The sequence below is a fragment of the Pseudomaricurvus alcaniphilus genome (assembly GCF_011440395.1).
In the GTDB taxonomy this organism is placed as follows: Bacteria; Pseudomonadota; Gammaproteobacteria; order Pseudomonadales; family Cellvibrionaceae; genus Pseudomaricurvus; species Pseudomaricurvus alcaniphilus.
Genome location: NZ_JAAOIX010000007.1, coordinates 1 through 16,582, shown reverse-complemented (window position 1 = coordinate 16,582; position 16,582 = coordinate 1). Strand labels below are relative to the sequence as shown.

Here is a 16,582-nt window from a genome sequence, read left to right as displayed (position 1 = left end):
GTTGCCGGCCATTGAAGCAAGAGGGTGAATACGCTGGTCGGATTGGGCTGCGCCTGGCTGCGGCAACAACAAAATCAATGACGCGAGGTGTATTATGAAATTGTTTAAGCTATTGCCGACCCGGAGGTTGGCCAGCGGAGTGCTGGCTGCACTGTCTATTGTATTATTACTGGGCGGTTGCGATCGGGGCCCGAAGTCAGGTTACGGCTTTACTCTGCCGCAAGGCGATGCCGAGGCCGGCGCCAAAACCTTTGTCGCTCTCGAATGCACCGCTTGCCACAGTATCAGCGGCAACAAGGCGATTACACAACCGCAAAACCCGCAGATGACCATCGCCCTGGGAGGCCAGGTCAGCACCATCCAGACCTATGGCAAGCTGGTAACCTCCATCATCAATCCCTCGCACAAGCTCGCTAAAGGGTACCCGGAAACCATGGTGGCGGTAGCTGGCCGTTCCAAAATGAGGGTCTACAATGATGTCATGACGGTGACACAACTGGCCGACTTGGTCACCTTCCTGCAGGCCCAGTACCAGTTAAAGCCGTTTATTCCGAGCGAGTACGCGCCCTACCAGTGATCGGCTATTTAGCCGTCACAGCTGGCGCCACCGGGCGCGATTGCCGAACCACTTGATCAGGCCCTTCTGGGCGTAAATGAAGTATGTCATCGAAAAATCTGCTGCGGCGCCTGTTTTCCTTCGGGCGCTGCAAGAAGGCCGCCGTGTTAGGAGTTGGGTACCAGGAATATCAACTGGCGCAAGCGCTGGAATCCGACGCTGCCTGTAAGGTTCTGTTTTTCATTGATGAAAACCCCTGGAACTATCGCAATAAAATGCTCAGTGGCGAGGTGCGTTCGCTGTCGGACCTGGAGGCTTTGTGTGTAAAGCACGGCATTGACAGTGTTTTCTACTGTGATGAGGGTTGGCTGCCCAAGCTGGACGGCCTGAGTTTGCCACCGGTACAATCGGTTTGAGTAACGATCCCTGATCAAGCGCTTCAAGCAAGAGGATCTATGCCAGCATTGACCTGTGGCCAGGCCATTGTAAAGCTGCTGGAAAGCTACGGCGTCGATACCGTCATGGGTATTCCCGGGGTGCACAGCATTGAGCTCTACCGTGGACTGTCCGCCAGCAGCATACGTCACATCACCCCCCGTCACGAACAGGGCGCCGGCTTTATGGCCGATGGCTACGCCCGCGCCTGCGGCAAGCCCGGGGTGTGTTTTATTATCACCGGCCCGGGCATGACCAATATTGCCACGGCCATGGGGCAGGCGCTGCAGGATTCGGTGCCCATGCTGGTGATTTCGTCGGTGAGTCAGCGCGCCCACTTGGGCATGGGCGAAGGTCGCCTGCACGAGCTGCCGGACCAGCGGGCGCTGCTGAGCGGGGTATCGGTATTCAGCCATACCCTGCTGGATGTGCAGAATTTGCCCCGGGTATTGGCCCGCGCCTTTGCCGTATTCAGCGGCCAGCGTCCCGGGCCGGTGCACATCGAGATTCCCGTCGACCTGTTGCGCGCGGATGCCTCCGGCATCGATCTGGCTGCCTGGCCGGCGCTGGTAAAGCCGATGGCCGCGCCAGCCGCGCTTGACCAGGCCGACCGGCTGCTGCGGCAAGCGCAACGCCCGCTGCTGATTGTTGGCGGCGGGGCCGTGGCGGCAGGGGAGCCTCTTGTGCAACTGGCGGAGCTGGTCGGCATGCCAGTACTGAACACCACCAACGGCAAGGGGGTCGTGCCGCCTTCGCACCCGCTGGCTGTTGGCGGCTCGCCCAGCTGCGGCTGGTTAAAAAATGAAATTGAGCAGAACGCCGATGTGGTCCTGGCGCTGGGCACGGAGCTGGGGGAGACGGACTATGACTTCTTTGGCTATGGCGATATAAACATCCAGGGCAAGCTGATTCGGGTCGATATCGATGCGCAGCAGTTATACCGGGCAGTCAAGCCTGAGGTTCCGATCCTCGCAGACGCGGCGCAGTGTGCCCAGCAGCTGCTGGCTCTCATCAAGCAGAGCGGTGTCAGTGACCAGCCACAGCGGTACCAGCTGGGTTGTGACCGCGCCGCCGCCTTGCGCGCTGAGCGGGAGCGCAGCTGCCCGGCCGAGTATCGGGCGGTATTTGCGGTGATCGACCGGGTTCTGCCCGATTGCCTGATGGTGGGTGATTCGTGCCAGCTCACCTACTACGCCCAGATGTATCTGGAACGGCAAGCGCCGCGCCAGTATTTTCACTCCGCCACCGGCTTTGGCACCCTCGGCTACGCCATTCCGGCGGCCCAGGGCGCCAGGCTGGCAAAGCCGGACAATGAGGTGCTGTGCCTGATCGGCGACGGCGGCGGCCAGTTCACCCTGAACGAGTTGTCCAGTGCGGTGGAAGCCCATTTAAAAGTTATTTTCCTGGTGTGGAATAACAGTGGTCACGGTGAAATACGCCGCTATATGGACGCCGCCGGCATCGCGCCGGTGGGTGTCAATATCCATACGCCGGATTACGTTAAGCTGGCCCAGGCCTGTGGCTGCCAGGCGACTCGCGCTGATAGTCTGGAGCAGCTGGAGACCGCGCTGGGCACAGCGGTGGCCAGTGAGGGCCCCTTTTTGATCGACGTGACCGCAGATCGACTGGTCACCGGCTTGCCGTTTTCCGGGGCTTCTTTTTGAGCGTCAGCAGCCCGGTTTTTTTAATTTTGCCAGAGCTTGAGCTGATGAATTTTGGCTACAGCCCTTCAGCCCCGCAACTGCAACAACACGCTCAATAGCACCTTGGCCCCCGCCGCGTATCGCCCAACCCCCCCCCCGGTCTCGGAATCGAGCCCCCGAAGCCAGGCCAACCCCAATGCCAGCGGCCCGACACCCGGCTTTGCTGCTGTGCCGGGGGAATTTAGTGGCCCTTCTGTACAAATGCCCGATTGGATCTAAACTTGAACGTGTATTGGTGCAATATATGTTCCCCAAGGGCTTGTTATGACAAAAAGATTCCAACTTCCCGTGCTGTTACTGGCGCTGCTGGCCGGCGCGCCGCTGCCGGTCATGGGGGATGATGACCTGGACCAGTTTCTCGACCTGAATATGGAAGAACTGCTTTCCATGAAGGTCACCTCGGTCTCGAAAAAGCAGCAGCGACTGGATGAATCCGCAGCGGCTATTTTTGTCATTACCAGCGAGGACATCCAGCGCATTGGCGCCACCAGCATTGCCGAGGCGCTGCGGATCGCGCCAGGGGTGCAGGTCGCCAAGATGGATAGCAATAAATGGGCGGTCTCCAGCCGTGGTTTCAACGGCCAGTTTGCCAATAAACTACTGGTGCTGATGGACGGGCGCAGCATTTACACGCCCTCGTTTTCCGGTGTCTACTGGGAGAGCCAGCACACGGTTATGCAGGATATCGACCGGATCGAGGTAATCCGCGGGCCGGGAGCGGCCCTGTGGGGGGCCAATGCGGTCAATGGCGTTATCAATATCATCACCAAGTCAGCCGCCCAAACCCAGGGCAGCTACGCCCAGATTACCGCAGGTAATGAAGACGAGGCGATGGTTGACTTGCGTTATGGCGGACGGCTGACAGGCTCCATCGCTGCCCGCGGCTATCTGTCGTTTGCCGAGCGCGGCTCCAGTTATGGAACCGAGCTGGGAGGGGGCGCCGGCGATGACTGGAAAACCATGCAGGCCGGCTTTCGTATCGACGGCAAGCTCGGTACGGGCAACTGGACGTTACAAGGTGATATTTACGACAATGACAAGAATCAGATAATTCGAAATCAGTTCCTGGATCCGTTTGACCCGGCCAATAACCCGCCCAACCCCCTGTCGCCCTACGTCGACCTCAACATCCCTGACCGCGTCGACAGCGAGGGGCACAATCTGTTGGGGCGCTGGGAGACGAACCTGTCCGCCCGGTCGGTACTGACCACCCAGCTCTATCTGGACCACACGGAGCGCGACGAATTTTTGTTGGGGCAAAAGCAGAATACCGTGGACCTCGATATTCAGCACGCTTATACAGGTATTGCCGGTCACCAGATCATATGGGGCGCCGGTTATCGCAGCCTGGACGAAAGTTACCGCGGCACACCATCCGGCGCTATTCCGGACCAGGATAGCGAGCTGTACAATCTGTTCCTGCAGGACGAGATCGCCTTGCTGGAGAACAAGTTACGCCTCACTTTGGGGGCAAAACTGGAGCGCACCGCTTACTCCGAGACCGAGTTTCAGCCCAATATCAAGATGTTGTGGTTGCCAAAACCGGGCACGACGCTGTGGGCTTCGATCTCTCGTGCAGCGCGCACCCCTTCCACCATGGAGCGCCGCGGGGTTATTACCACGGCCATTATTCCCACTATTCCGCTGCAGGTGACGGTGAACGGCAACGACGGTTTTGAGTCAGAGGACCTGACCGCGTTTGAAGTGGGTTACCGGGTCCAGCCCAGCGAAGCTACCTCCCTCGATATTGCCCTGTTCAGCAACCAGTACAGCAACGTGGCAACCTACGAAATAGTGGATTTAATCAGCTTTCCCAACCCCGCCGACCCATTTGGGGCGCCGTTATTGGTACCCACGAAGCTGAACTTCGACAATAAAATGGACGCCACCAGCCAGGGGGTCGAGCTGGTCTTTGACTGGTATGTGCAAAAAGGCTGGCGCCTGCAGTCATCCTATTCCTGGTTGTCCATTGATGCGGATAAAGACAGCAGTAGCAGCGATAATTTTGCCGATGCTGTGGCGGAGAATTCTTCGCCGGAGCATCAAGTGACCATCCGCTCGATCTATGATTTTTCGGAGCGGTTTTCTTTTGACCTATGGGTTCACTATTACGATGAGCTGAAGGTGACCTCGCTGTCTAATACCGGCTCAATCAGTGATTACACCAGCCTCAATTTACGGCTTAACTGGAGGCCCACTGAGGCACTGGAGTTCTCCGTGGTCGGGCACAATTTGACTGATGGTCGGCATCCGGAGTTTGTCGGCGAAACCTACATCACTCACACCGAGGTGGAACGCTCCATCTATGGCCAGGTTCGGTTGACATTCTAGATGCATATGCCAACGACTGACCTGTGACTGGTCACCCGATGAACCTGGCTGTTTCAATACAGAGCTATTGGCAACCGGCCTGCGGCCCGGTATTGCGCAGGTTGTGGCCGCTCGTCTTTATGTTACTGGGTAATCTGATGTGCACCCAAAGTAGTGGTGCAGCGGATGCCGTGGCGTCAGAATACAAGGTAAAGGCCGCGCTGCTCTACAAGTTGACGCACTTTGTGGAGTGGCCAGAAAGTTCTCCGGCTACCACCACCAAAGAGTTTGGTATTTGTGTGCTGGGGGAAAACGTGTTCGGCGATATACTCGAGCCGCTGCGGGGGCGCCGACTAAAAGGCATGGCCATCAAGGTAGATTATTACCTGCAATCCAACGAAGTCAGCCAGACTTGCAATCTCCTGTTTATCAGTCAATCCAAGCGGGCGTTTCTCAAAGACATTCTCAATAGCGTAGCGGGCACAGCGGTGCTAACCATCAGTGATATCAACGATTTTGCCAGCCAGGGCGGGATGATCGAATTCAGGCAGGAGAAAGACTCCATAGGGTTCAGTATCAACCTGGAGCAGGCCCGGCGCACCGGGCTGACGATTGCCGCGCCGTTACTACAGATGGCTAATGTAATTGGCCATTCGGGGGGCTAGCGCATGGCAGGCATAAAGCAGGGCAATATTGCCAGGAAGCTTCGCAGCGTGATGTTGCAGATTTGCGCAGTGACTTTGTGTGTAGCTTCCATTGGCTTTGTCACGCTGGAATATTTTTCCTATCGGGATGCACTTTTACACCGCATTGTCGTTCTATCGGATTTTGTCGCTACCAATTCCAGCGCGTCCCTGACATTTGGCGATAAAGCGACCGCGGCCAAGCTGTTGCAGGCCTTAAACGCCGAGAGCTCCATTCGCAGTGCTGCGCTGCTGCAGAATAGTGGTGCCATCTTCTCGGCTTACGGTACACCAGCGGTCGACAACTTTTCTCAGTTGCAGACGCACATTAGCAGCGCTGCCAGCTACGGTTACAGGTTTGAACTTAACGAGCTGGTTTTGCTCAAGAAGATAACCCTCAATGACCAGGATCTTGGCTACTTCTATGTCGAGGTTGGCCTGTCTGAGCTGTACGCGAAAATATTAAACTATGCACTGATTGCCGTGGTATTGATGCTTGGCATTTTGGTGCTTGTGTACTTTATCGCCAATGTGTTGCAGCGGCGTTTTACCGGCCCCATCCGCAATCTGGTCGACGCAATGCAGCAGGTTTCTGACCAGAAAAATTTCTCCCTCCGCTTGTCGGTTGTTGAAGACGATGAAATTGGCGTGCTGACCCAGCGCTTTAACGGCATGCTCAGTCAGATTGAGGAGCGCGACAATAAGCTGCAAGACTATCGCAACGATCTGGAGCGCAAGGTAGAGGAGCGCACCGCCAGTTTGCAAGAGGCCAAGGAGGCCGCGGAAGCGGCGAGCAAGGCGAAGAGTGAATTTCTGGCGACAATGAGCCATGAGATCCGGACACCGATGAATGGCGTGCTCGGAATGACGGAATTGCTGCTCGATACCGGTCTTGACATACGGGCCGAGCGTTTGGCCAGAACCGCTTACCGCTCGGCAGAATCACTGCTGGATATCATCAATGACATTCTCGATTTTTCCAAAATTGAAGCGGGTCGTTTAAAGCTGGCTGACGATGAATTTGACTTGCGCCTGGTGTTGGAGGATGCGATGGAGCTGGTGGCCAGCCAGGCGCATCGCAAAAAACTTGAGCTGATACCTGACTTTTCGCCAACACTGCCGGCAAAGGTCAAGGGCGACTCTATTCGCCTGCGGCAGGTGCTGGTTAACCTGATGGGCAATGCGGTCAAGTTTACTGAAGACGGCGAAGTCATGTTGTCTGTCAACGTCGATTACAGGGTCGGCGACAGGGTGAGCTTGCATTTCGCCGTTGCGGATACCGGCATCGGTATTTCAGAGCAGGAGCAGCGTCGCATCTTCAGCGCCTTTAGCCAGGCGGACGGTACCACCACAAGGAAATACGGCGGCACAGGCCTGGGCCTGGCGATTTCAAAAAGCCTGGTCGAGCTTATGGGCGGCGATATAGAGTTGCAAAGCCAGCTCAATGAGGGTTCGTGCTTTTCGTTTGCGGTGGATTTCGAGCTGGCTGAAGATGGTGAGGCGTCAGTCAGGCAATTGGACGCCCTGCAAGACGTCAGGGTACTGATTGTCGATGATCACCAGGTAAACCGTGAGATTGTTCACAACCAGGTGTCAGTCTGGGGTATGCGCGACAGCGAGGCCTACAGTGGCGAGGATGCACTGATAAGGTTGCGCCTGGCCACGGCAGAGGGCGATCCGTTTCAACTGGTTCTGCTCGATTGGCACATGCCGAAGATGGATGGCATGCAATTGGCTCGGGCTATAGAGGCCGACCGATCGATTCTTACCCCGAAGATGATTATGCTCAGCTCAACCGGTGCCGACGACCAGGAGCGTAATTCCGGTGCCAGGATATTCCGTCATTTAACCAAGCCCATCCGGCAGAAAAATTTACTCGATAGCCTCTGTGATGCGATCAACTGTGTGTCGGATCCATCCACCACTTCGGTTGCGCAATCCCTGCAGTGTAATGCACACATATTGCTTGCCGAAGATCATCCGGTGAACCAGGAAGTGGCGACGGGCTTGCTGATGAAACTAGGTTGCAAGGTGGATCTTGCCGAAGACGGAAAACAAGCGCTGGAAATGGCCGTCGCAGGTAGCTATGACCTGATCCTCATGGATTGCCATATGCCGGTAATGGATGGCTTCTCCGCGGCAACGGCGCTGAGGCAATACGAAACTGAACACAAGCGGGCACGCCTGCCCGTAGTCGCATTGACTGCGGATGTGCAAAAGGGAATTGTCGAGCGCTGCAAGGCGGCCGGTATGGACGATTACTTGAGCAAGCCGTTTAACCTCGACAGGTTGACGGACGCCCTGCAAAAATGGTTACCCGAAGGACGCTTTGGGCTCAGTGCAGAACTCGATGCCGCCAATGATGGGGCGGGGGGCGACGGCAAGAATGGCGGCAGCCTGGATCTGGCGGTCATTGCCGAACTGAGGGAATTGTCTGCCGCCACGGGCAAGGATATTCTCGGCAAGACCCTGGCCTACTATATGGACGATACGCCTGCCGCGGTGGAGTCGCTTCCGGGCGCGTTGCGCGCCGGTAATTATGAGACCATCCACTTTGTCTCCCACCGTATTAAATCCGCCAGTGCCAGCATCGGGGCGTTTGAATTATCAGGCTACGCGGCTGCAATAGAGAAGGCCTCGCTGGAGCAAGACGCAGGGAGTATTGAACGAAACTTGCGCTTGCTGTCCGCGGCACTTCCCGGCGTTATTGCGGAATTGTCCCGGGTACTCAATGACAGCGATACAGGCAGTGATGTTACCCGGCAGGCAAATGACATTGTCTGGAGCAAGCCGGACCAGCAATATACCCTGCTGGTGGTCGATGATGATGACAAGTACCTGGATATCATGCGGGACTCCCTGCAGGGCGGTGGCTTTACCGTGGTGCAGGCAAACGGCGGCCGGCAAGCCCTGCAAATACTCGAGGACAGTGTTCCGGATTTGATCCTGGTGGACGGTTTGATGCCAGGAATGGACGGCTTCGATCTGTGCCGGCGCATCAAGAAAAATGCCAAGACCCAAAATATCCCGGTCATTATGGTCACCGGACTGGACGACCAGGATAGCATCAATAAAGCGTTTGATTGTGGCGCGTCCAGCTTTACCACCAAGCCGATCAATTTCCCTGACTTGTATCATCGCATTCGTTTCCAGATTCGCTGCTCCTCCAGCGAGAGGGAGCTGCACGAGAATCGGGCTCGCCTATTGAGTGTGCAGCGCATCGCCGGTCTCGGTTATTGGCGTTGGGATGCGAGAGCCGACCGGCTTGCTATCTCAGACCAGCTCTCCGATATGTTGGGGGAGAAGACTGGTCTGACGGTGCAAACCCTGGACGACTTTTTGCATTATGTGCACCCGGAAGATCGACAGTTTGTTTATGAAAGTATCCAGGTTGTTGCTCGAGGTGAAGATGCCCAATCCGTGGATTATCGTCTGCAGGTTTCCCGGGAGCGCAATGTGATCGTGCGCCAGGATATTGGCCGGCTCCCGGAGGACGAGTTTGTCATTATTGGCACTGTCCAGGACGTGACGGAGCAGAGATCCGCGGATCAGCGGATTCGCCAGCTTGCCTACACCGACGCGCTTACCGGTATGGCCAGCCGGGCATACTTTTACAAGCACGTTGACGAGATCATTAAATCTTCGACACGACGTAAAGAAGCCTTTTCGCTGCTGTACCTGGATCTGGACGGCTTTAAGGATGTAAACGATACCCTTGGCCACGACCAGGGAGACCGGTTGTTAAAAGTGGTCGCCGAGCGTCTGGAAAGTGTGATCAGGGAAACCGACTTTGTCGCCCGTTTGAGTGGCGACGAATTTTGTATCGTTATGGAGAACCTGGTCGACAGGCTCGATGCCGCCGAAACCGCCAGTCGCTGCCTGAACAGCATCAATATGCCGGTCGACCTTGGGCTGCAACAGATCCGCCCGCGCTGCAGTATAGGCATCTCAATTTTTCCAGACGATGGCAATGATGTTCCGACACTGCTGAAGGCGGCGGATAGCGCAATGTACGCTGCCAAGGATGCTGGCCGGCACCGCTATTCATTTTACCAGGCTGAGTTTACCCGCCAGGCGGAGCTTCGCTTGCAAGTGGAGCGCGATCTGCGCCTGGCGCTGGAGTTTCAGCAGCTGGTGCTGCAATACCAGCCCAAAATCGATTTGAAAACCGGCCGCATGAACGGCGTTGAAGCCCTGGTGCGGTGGAATCACCCGGAAAAAGGCCTGGTGTTCCCGGACCAGTTTATTGCGGTGGCAGAGAGAATCGGGCTGATCAAGCAGCTGGGCAACCAGGTGTTGCAAATGGCCTGCGAACAGGCCATGGCCTGGAAAAAAATGGGGCTGCCGGACTTCCACGTGGCGGTCAATATCTCTCCCCTGCACTTCAGTGACCCGGGGCTGGTGGACAGCGTGGTGGAGGTGCTGCACAGCACTGGCCTGCCGGCGGCTGAGCTTGAGCTTGAGGTCACTGAAAGTGTGATGCAGACCGCTGGCGATAACCTGCCGGTTTTTGACGCCCTGCGCAGTCTCGGCATCAAAATATCCATCGACGATTTTGGCACTGGCTATTCGTCGCTGGGGTCGCTGAAAAAATTACCCATCGATTGCCTGAAGATAGACCGGGTGTTTATTGTCGATATGCTGTCCGATCATCCATCTTCCATATTGCTCGGCGGTATCGTCGGCATCGCGCACGCGCTGGGTTACAGCGTGGTGGCGGAAGGGGTTGAAGAATACGACCAGGTAACCGTGCTCGATGGCATCGATTGCGATATGATTCAGGGCTATTTCTTCAGCCGTCCTGTGTTAGCGGAATCTATCCCGGCGCTGGCGCGGAAAAACTTTTTGGAGTTCGACAAGGAGAAAGTGCTGACGGGTGGCTAGCCTGCCCCTAAGCCTATGCAGGTATTGGCGCAGGTACAGGCAAAGATAAAGCAGGACAGAGGCAAGATATGGGAAAGGTTTGGCCGTGCATCAAGTAGCGCCAGGAACGAAAATCACTTCCAAAGAGCAGTTCTTTGCGTCGATCGAAGATTGTCGCATACCGGTGTTGGCACCCGGTTCGCTGAGTCTGGTGAGCGCCCTCGCCGCCGACAATCAAACCTGGCGCGATCTCACCTTAATCCTCGAGCGCTTCCCCGGTATTGCTGCCAAGCTGATCGCCCTGGTCAACTCGGCCTGGTCTGCCCCAATCAACCCAATCACTTCCCTTGAGGCAGCCTGCTCGCGCCTCGGCGTGAATGTAGTGAAAAGTGTCAGCACAGCGCTGGCCGTTTCGGGCTCATTCGATACCTCAGAGTGCCAGGCATTTTCCCCGGAGCACTTCTGGTCTGGCTCCCTGTTGGTGGCGGAGAGCGCGGCAGTATTGGCACCGCTACTCGATGGCTCGGCGAGAATCGACCTGCCGACAGCGCGGACGGCGGGGCTGCTGCACAACCTGGGCCTGCTTTTCCTGGTCGATTTATTGCCCGCACAAACCAGCCGCGTACTGCGCATGAGCAGTGATAGTGAGCTGACACTAAACGCCCTGTGCAAGCAGGAGCTCGGTATCGGTATTACCGATATAGGCGGGTTTTTAGCGCATAAATGGCGCCTGCCGGCAGCGCTGGCGGATGTGATGTCAAATTACGATAACGGTGACTACCAGGGTGAGCATCGGTCGCTGGTGGATGTGGTGTCCATCTCCGTGGAGATTGTGACGGCACTCAGTAGGGATATTAATGCTGATTTGCGAGAGTGTACTCGGCTCGGCCAAATACTGGATGCACAGAAAGTTGGTGCAGTGGGTGAACGTCTTTCCAGGGCGCATAAAAATATCTCTGAAGTTTCCAGCACCATGGATTGGTAGTTTTATCAAGGTGTACAGAGCTCGCTGCGTGGTGGCGCCAGCGCAAGCGACAACCAAGGGATTTAGCCTTCGCCTGCTGGGGAATCGTAACTGCTATTAGAGTTACAGCTCGGCAGAGGCTTCGACCTGCTCTGGTTACCTTTTTTGCGTTGTCCAATGTTTCGTAGCGCACAGACACGCTGTCTATTTGACTCTATAGTCGTTGCCAGGGTGATTAGTAATACGCCAACTTTTCCTGAATGTTTGCACCATCACCCTGTGGCTGCTTTATGGTGGCTATCGCATAGCATTCACAATTCTGGAGCTCAAAATGAACAAGGATATTGTCGAAGGTAAATGGAAGCAATTGAAAGGCGAAGCCCAAAAGCAGTGGGGCAAATTAACGGATGATGATTTTGATAAGATCGCGGGTCAGCGAGCGAAATTCGCCGGCAAGGTGCAAAGTCTCTATGGAAAATCGAAAGAAGAAGCCGAGAAAGAATTTGATAGCTTCTGCAAAAGACACAACTGTTAATCCTTAACAACCGTGGCGCTGCCTTGGTGCCTACGCTGTAGTTTAGATTTGAACAGGCAGGTATTTGCAAAAAGCCCGTAACTGCCTGGCCGAGTATTATCCCGCCGACAATACCCAGGGCGACCCAGACACTGAGGTAGCGTTCGAACAGGCCCATGTCAGGACGAGGCCTTTTCGGAGGCGGGCAGTTGCGCTGTGGAGCTGCCAATCCTGTCCAGTTCCTGCTGCAACTTGAGTGAGTCCAACGACGCTATCGGCAGGTTGGCGAAAATGGAGATGCGACTCTGCAGTTCACGAAAGGCGGTGGCGAACGCAGTCTTTCTGCGGATTTCCTCGCCTTCGACCGCTGCCGGGTCGGCGATGCCCCAGTGAGCGGTCATGGGTTGGCCGGGCCAAATCGGGCAAACCTCGTTGGCAGCGTTGTCACAGACGGTGAAGACAAAATCCATCCTCGGCGCGTCGCTGCCGCTGAATTCCTCCCAACTCTTGCTGCGCAAGCCTGCCACCGGATAGCCGTTGACGCTCAGTTCGTGCAGGGCCAGCGGGTGCACTTCACCCTTGGGGAAGCTGCCCGCGCTGTAGGCTTTGAATTTGCCGGTACCGAGGCGGTTGAGCAGGCACTCGGCGAGAATGCTGCGGGCGGAATTCCCCGTGCACAGGAATAGCACGTTGTAGGTGTGTGGTTGTGCAGGCATGGCAGTAATCCTTCAGTATCGGTCCGTGATCAGTGCTGGTCTGCCGGCTCACAGCAGGCGGGCAGCAGCGAGTCGAGTAGCGGTGCGCACAGCTCCGCTTGCCCTTGGCAGCAATCTTCCACCAAAAACGACACCAGGTTGCGAATACCCTCCTGGTCGGCCTTGTAGATGATCGATCGGCCAGAGCGCTGCGAACTGATAAGCCCCGCGTTGCTGAGTATCGACAGGTGCGAGGACATGGTGTTGTGCGGTGTCTGCAGTGCCCTGGCGATGTCGCCCGCAGGCAAGCCGACGCTGCCATGGCGTATAAGTAGCCGGAAGGCCGTGAGCCGGGTTTCTTGTGCCAGGGCGGCCAGTGCTGTAACTGCTGTTTTTAATTCCATATGTCGAGATTAATGGAAATATAATTTGAGCGCAAGGGCGATATTGCGGCGCCGGGGCTGGAGTTTTCGCCTCTGGCTGGAGTAAAGTAAATAGGAAGTCAAAAACCTGGCAGGGAAAGAGAAGAGACTTATGAGATATTTATTGAGGCGCGTATGGGTTGTTGGGTTTGCTGCTATTCTGTCGTCCTGTGCATCAACGGACAGGCCGATCCCAAGCGTTCCAAAACTACTCAGTGAATCAACCGGGCAATCCGGGCGCGCTTGCATTCGACAGAGTCAAATCAATGGTTACGGCATTCTGGATGATGATGTGATCAGTATTGATGCGGGGCGCCGCTATTATCTCGCGACCGTGGTGCCCCGGTGCAACGACCTGGAGCTGTCGATGCAAGCAATATTTAAGAGCGCGTCCTCCGAGCTCTGTGGCAAGAGAATGGATAAGGTGATTACCCGGGAAGAGAGCTGCTACATCAGCGATATATTTGAATTTGCCAATCGCAAGGAGGCGTTTGCAGCTTTTGAGGCAGCGGTAGAGCAGCGCAAGAAAATAAAGGCCGAGTTGAAAAAATAATATTGGCCAGGGCGGCGAGGGCACCTCTTGGTTCACTGTTGTAACGAACTGTTGTAACGAACTGTTGTAACGCACTCTGGCAGCTTGCTGCTGCCTGTTGTATTGCTTTGAGCCAATGCAGTTGGCGTAGTATCGGGCGTCTTTCTGCAGTCCGTACCCAGGCAGCCGTCGAGGCTGGAATAAACCACAGAGACCAGCGGACGGGTCCATGAATAGCAAATTGTTTCAACGGGCATCGCCGTGGCCGCAGGCTACTGGGCAAGAGTGCGTGTTTATTCTCGACGCGAGGAATAGGGTTGAGCGGGAACTATTGAGCGGGTGGGTGAATCACTACCAGCCGCAAATGCGACCTCCAGCGCCCATGGTTTATCTCAAGTTGAGCAATAGCAGGCGGGCTATAGACGCCAGCGCCCTGCTCGATGTCCTGAATCTCCCCGGGGAAACAAGGCTTGTGCCACTGCGGGTGGCATGGCGGCCTGCGGCGGAAGCCCTCGAGTCCGGGCCCCGGCTGCGTGATTTACTGATGGGTGACCCGCGCAGGCCCAGACCGCGCAAGGCGCGTCGCCTGCTAGCCACCGAGCCGGACCGCGTGCACTTGCTGGTGGGACGCTCCGCGACGCTGGCAGAGTTGCGTGCCCGATTTCTGGCGCAACATATACAGCCACAAAATGCCGCTGAACCGGCGCTGGCGGCCTTTATCGCCCGCCAGGCGGCACTGGTTTTGGGCAATGCCGAACGCCACTTGCAAGGCAGTCGCTACAAGGTGCCCCGCCATGTTGCGGCGATACTGCGCAATAGCCCGGCATTTCTGCAAGACGTGGAGCAACTGTCCCGGCACAGCGGCAAGCCCAAGCAGCAGTTGCTCGAAGAAGCCGATGACTACATGCAAGAAATGATCAGCCTGCCAAGTACCTTTTGGCTGGACCTGTACGCCAAGCTTAACGCCTTCGTACTGAGGCTTGGTTATGAAGACCAAGTGGTGGTAGATCCCAAGGCCATTGAAGCGCTGCGAACCGTCGTACGGGATAATCCGACCCTATTGCTGTGGACCCATAAAACCTATCTGGACGGCGCGGTGGTGCCCAAGGTCATGTACGACAATGACTTTCCTGCGCCGCACATGTTTGGCGGTGCCAATATGAGTTTTGCCGGGCTGGGTTTCCTGTTGCGGCGCGCGGGCGGTATTTTTATTCGGCGCAGTTTCCAGGACAATGAGCTGTACAAGCTCACCTTGCGCCATTATATCGGCTTGCTGATGGAGAAAGGCTTTCCCCTGAATTGGTCGTTTGAGGGTACTCGCTCGCGGCTGGGCAAGCTGATGCCACCTCGATACGGGCTACTTAAGTACGTGCTGGAAGCCTGCTATGCCAGCGACGCGCGCAATATACACATCGTACCGCTGACCATCTCCTACGATTTGATCCGCGACGTAGAAGAATACGCAGGTGAGCAAACCGGGCGCCAGAAAAGTCCGGAGTCCCTGAGCTGGTTTATCGGCTATATCCGCAGCCTGGCCAAACCCATGGGTAAGGTGTACATGGATATTGGTGAGCCGGTAGTGCTGGGCACCGCACCCGAACCGAATGACAAGCTGGCGCTGGCAAAAATAGCCTTTCAGGTGGCGGTAGAAGCGAACCGTGTTACGCCGATTACGTTTCCTTCCCTGGTGACAACCTGCCTGCTGGGCGCGGCCCCTCGTGCCCTCACTCAACAGCAGTTGGTTCAAGGCCTGCAAGTGCTGCTGGGCTATGCCGAGCGGCGTGAGTTGAGAATATCGCCAGACTTTGACCGCAATTACGTCGAGGACATAGACAGCCTGCTGGAAAACATGATTGCCGAGGGTGTTGTCAGCCGCTTCGACGAGGGCTATGACGTCTTGTACGGGATAGCCCCGGAGCAACATCCGGTGGCCAGCTATTATCGCAACACCATCATTCATTTTTTTCTTAACAAGGCTATTATCGAGCTGGCTCTGCTCAAGGCCAGTGATCTGCGCAACGGGGATGCCACTGAGGTATTCTGGCAGGAAGTTGAAGCCTTGCGCGACCTGTTCAAGTTTGAATTTTTCTACCCGCCCAGTGGCGAGTTCAAACAGGAGATTATGGACGAGTTGGCGCAGTTCGAGCCGAGCTGGGAGACACAGCTGACGCGCGGGCCAGACGCTATATTGGCGCTGCTGAAGAGCATGCAACCCGTTCTGGCGCACGCCACCTTGCTGAACTACGTTGAAGCCTATAGCGTGGTTGCCAGCATGCTTACCAAACTGCCGGCCGCTGAGTCACTGGAACAAAAGGCCTGCATAGAGATGGCCCTCAAGCACGGTCACCAGGCCTACTTACAGCGCTGGATCAGCAGCAAGGCTTCCATTGGCAAGCTCCTGTTCAGTAACGCATTTACCTTAATGGAGCAGCGCCAATTAACCGCTGCTGGCGGCCCGGAAATGCTCGAAAAGCGCAAGGCAATGGCCAGGGAGTTCGGCGCTTTGGTGCGTCGCCTTGACCGCATTAAGGCCATTGCGATCAGCACTGCCAGTCAGGAGTGGATTTGAGGAAGTCGCCGTGGTGCCGAGAGGGAGTTGCTGTTTCGGCAAGGCGGAGCGGTTGGTTTGGAGCCGAGATATTCGACTTCTGTTGCATTTCAAGCGTCCAACGACCTACCTAATTACCACCTAAGCTAAGCGTCGTGCAGCCGGCACTATGTTAGGTTTGGCTTCGGGGGCTTGCTTTCAAGACCCTCGACAGCAGGGATGCTGTCGTGGAGCCTCCATGGATGATGAGATGGTCTCCTCCTCTTCCCAGCGGCATCGCAATGTGCCTGAATAGAGGGTGAACAATTCGTTCTCTATCGACAGAAGCAGGAGGAGACCATGGACAAGTTTAACGTA

12 protein-coding genes are annotated in these 16,582 nt (G+C 56.2%); 10 read left to right on the top strand and 2 right to left on the bottom strand.

The features are described from left to right. The first annotated feature begins 94 nt into the window (after positions 1-94). From G8764_RS13965 to G8764_RS13930, 8 genes are all read left to right on the top strand, one after another. Positions 95-577 carry a c-type cytochrome gene (locus G8764_RS13965; protein WP_166165281.1) on the top strand — a complete coding sequence of 161 codons (483 nt, stop codon included), beginning with the start codon at positions 95-97 and terminating at the stop codon, positions 575-577. Between the two features lie 83 nt (positions 578-660). Continuing rightward, the gene (locus G8764_RS13960; RefSeq protein ID WP_166165280.1) at positions 661-972 is read left to right on the top strand and encodes a nucleoside-diphosphate sugar epimerase/dehydratase; all 312 of its coding nucleotides are present in this window, start codon (positions 661-663) and stop codon (positions 970-972) included. 39 nt (positions 973-1,011) lie between these two features. Next, positions 1,012-2,655 (top strand): 5-guanidino-2-oxopentanoate decarboxylase, encoded by a 1,644-nt coding sequence (locus G8764_RS13955; RefSeq protein WP_166165279.1) that lies wholly within the window; start codon positions 1,012-1,014, stop codon positions 2,653-2,655. Between the two features lie 303 nt (positions 2,656-2,958). Continuing rightward, a complete protein-coding gene (locus G8764_RS13950) occupies positions 2,959-5,025 on the top strand; it encodes a TonB-dependent receptor plug domain-containing protein (RefSeq protein WP_166165278.1) in 2,067 nt (688 codons plus the stop codon). A gap of 137 nt (positions 5,026-5,162) precedes the next feature. Next, a complete protein-coding gene (locus tag G8764_RS13945) occupies positions 5,163-5,669 on the top strand; it encodes a YfiR family protein (protein ID WP_166165277.1) in 507 nt (168 codons plus the stop codon). Positions 5,670-5,672: 3 nt separating this feature from the next. Then, the gene (locus G8764_RS13940; protein ID WP_166165276.1) at positions 5,673-10,571 is read left to right on the top strand and encodes a response regulator; all 4,899 of its coding nucleotides are present in this window, start codon (positions 5,673-5,675) and stop codon (positions 10,569-10,571) included. An 85-nt stretch (positions 10,572-10,656) separates the two neighbouring features. Then, positions 10,657-11,535, top strand: a complete 879-nt coding sequence (locus G8764_RS13935) for an HDOD domain-containing protein (protein WP_166165275.1) — start codon at positions 10,657-10,659, stop codon at positions 11,533-11,535. 310 nt (positions 11,536-11,845) lie between these two features. Continuing rightward, complete coding sequence (locus tag G8764_RS13930) at positions 11,846-12,049, top strand: CsbD family protein (protein ID WP_166165274.1); 204 nt, start codon at positions 11,846-11,848, stop codon at positions 12,047-12,049. 158 nt (positions 12,050-12,207) lie between these two features. Here the strand turns inward: G8764_RS13930 and G8764_RS13925 are convergent, their stop codons facing one another. Both G8764_RS13925 and G8764_RS13920 read right to left on the bottom strand, forming a co-directional pair. Further along, complete coding sequence (locus tag G8764_RS13925; RefSeq protein ID WP_166165273.1) at positions 12,208-12,744, bottom strand: arsenate reductase ArsC; 537 nt, start codon at positions 12,742-12,744, stop codon at positions 12,208-12,210. A 29-nt stretch (positions 12,745-12,773) separates the two neighbouring features. Further along, complete coding sequence (locus G8764_RS13920) at positions 12,774-13,127, bottom strand: ArsR/SmtB family transcription factor (protein ID WP_166165272.1); 354 nt, start codon at positions 13,125-13,127, stop codon at positions 12,774-12,776. A 130-nt stretch (positions 13,128-13,257) separates the two neighbouring features. Here G8764_RS13920 and G8764_RS13915 point away from each other — a divergent pair, with 130 nt between their 5' ends. Further along, positions 13,258-13,698, top strand: coding sequence for a DUF6491 family protein (locus G8764_RS13915; RefSeq protein WP_166165271.1), 441 nt, complete (start codon positions 13,258-13,260; stop codon positions 13,696-13,698). Positions 13,699-13,906: 208 nt separating this feature from the next. After that, positions 13,907-16,246: a glycerol-3-phosphate 1-O-acyltransferase gene (locus tag G8764_RS13910; RefSeq protein WP_166165270.1), complete on the top strand. Its 2,340-nt coding sequence runs from the start codon at positions 13,907-13,909 to the stop codon at positions 16,244-16,246. Positions 16,247-16,582: the final 336 nt, after the last annotated feature.

Excerpts from the sequence above, each read along its gene's own strand:
- G8764_RS13910 (WP_166165270.1), top strand. The coding sequence starts at position 13,907 with ATGAATAGCAAATTGTTTCAACGGGCATCGCCGTGGCCGCAGGCTACT.
- G8764_RS13960 (WP_166165280.1), top strand. The coding sequence starts at position 661 with ATGTCATCGAAAAATCTGCTGCGGCGCCTGTTTTCCTTCGGGCGCTGC.
- G8764_RS13955 (WP_166165279.1), top strand. The coding sequence starts at position 1,012 with ATGCCAGCATTGACCTGTGGCCAGGCCATTGTAAAGCTGCTGGAAAGC.
- G8764_RS13965 (WP_166165281.1), top strand. The coding sequence starts at position 95 with ATGAAATTGTTTAAGCTATTGCCGACCCGGAGGTTGGCCAGCGGAGTG.
- G8764_RS13915 (WP_166165271.1), top strand. The coding sequence starts at position 13,258 with ATGAGATATTTATTGAGGCGCGTATGGGTTGTTGGGTTTGCTGCTATT.
- G8764_RS13925 (WP_166165273.1), bottom strand. The coding sequence starts at position 12,744 with ATGCCTGCACAACCACACACCTACAACGTGCTATTCCTGTGCACGGGG.
- G8764_RS13940 (WP_166165276.1), top strand. The coding sequence starts at position 5,673 with ATGGCAGGCATAAAGCAGGGCAATATTGCCAGGAAGCTTCGCAGCGTG.
- G8764_RS13930 (WP_166165274.1), top strand. The coding sequence starts at position 11,846 with ATGAACAAGGATATTGTCGAAGGTAAATGGAAGCAATTGAAAGGCGAA.
- G8764_RS13950 (WP_166165278.1), top strand. The coding sequence starts at position 2,959 with ATGACAAAAAGATTCCAACTTCCCGTGCTGTTACTGGCGCTGCTGGCC.
- G8764_RS13945 (WP_166165277.1), top strand. The coding sequence starts at position 5,163 with ATGTGCACCCAAAGTAGTGGTGCAGCGGATGCCGTGGCGTCAGAATAC.
- G8764_RS13920 (WP_166165272.1), bottom strand. The coding sequence starts at position 13,127 with ATGGAATTAAAAACAGCAGTTACAGCACTGGCCGCCCTGGCACAAGAA.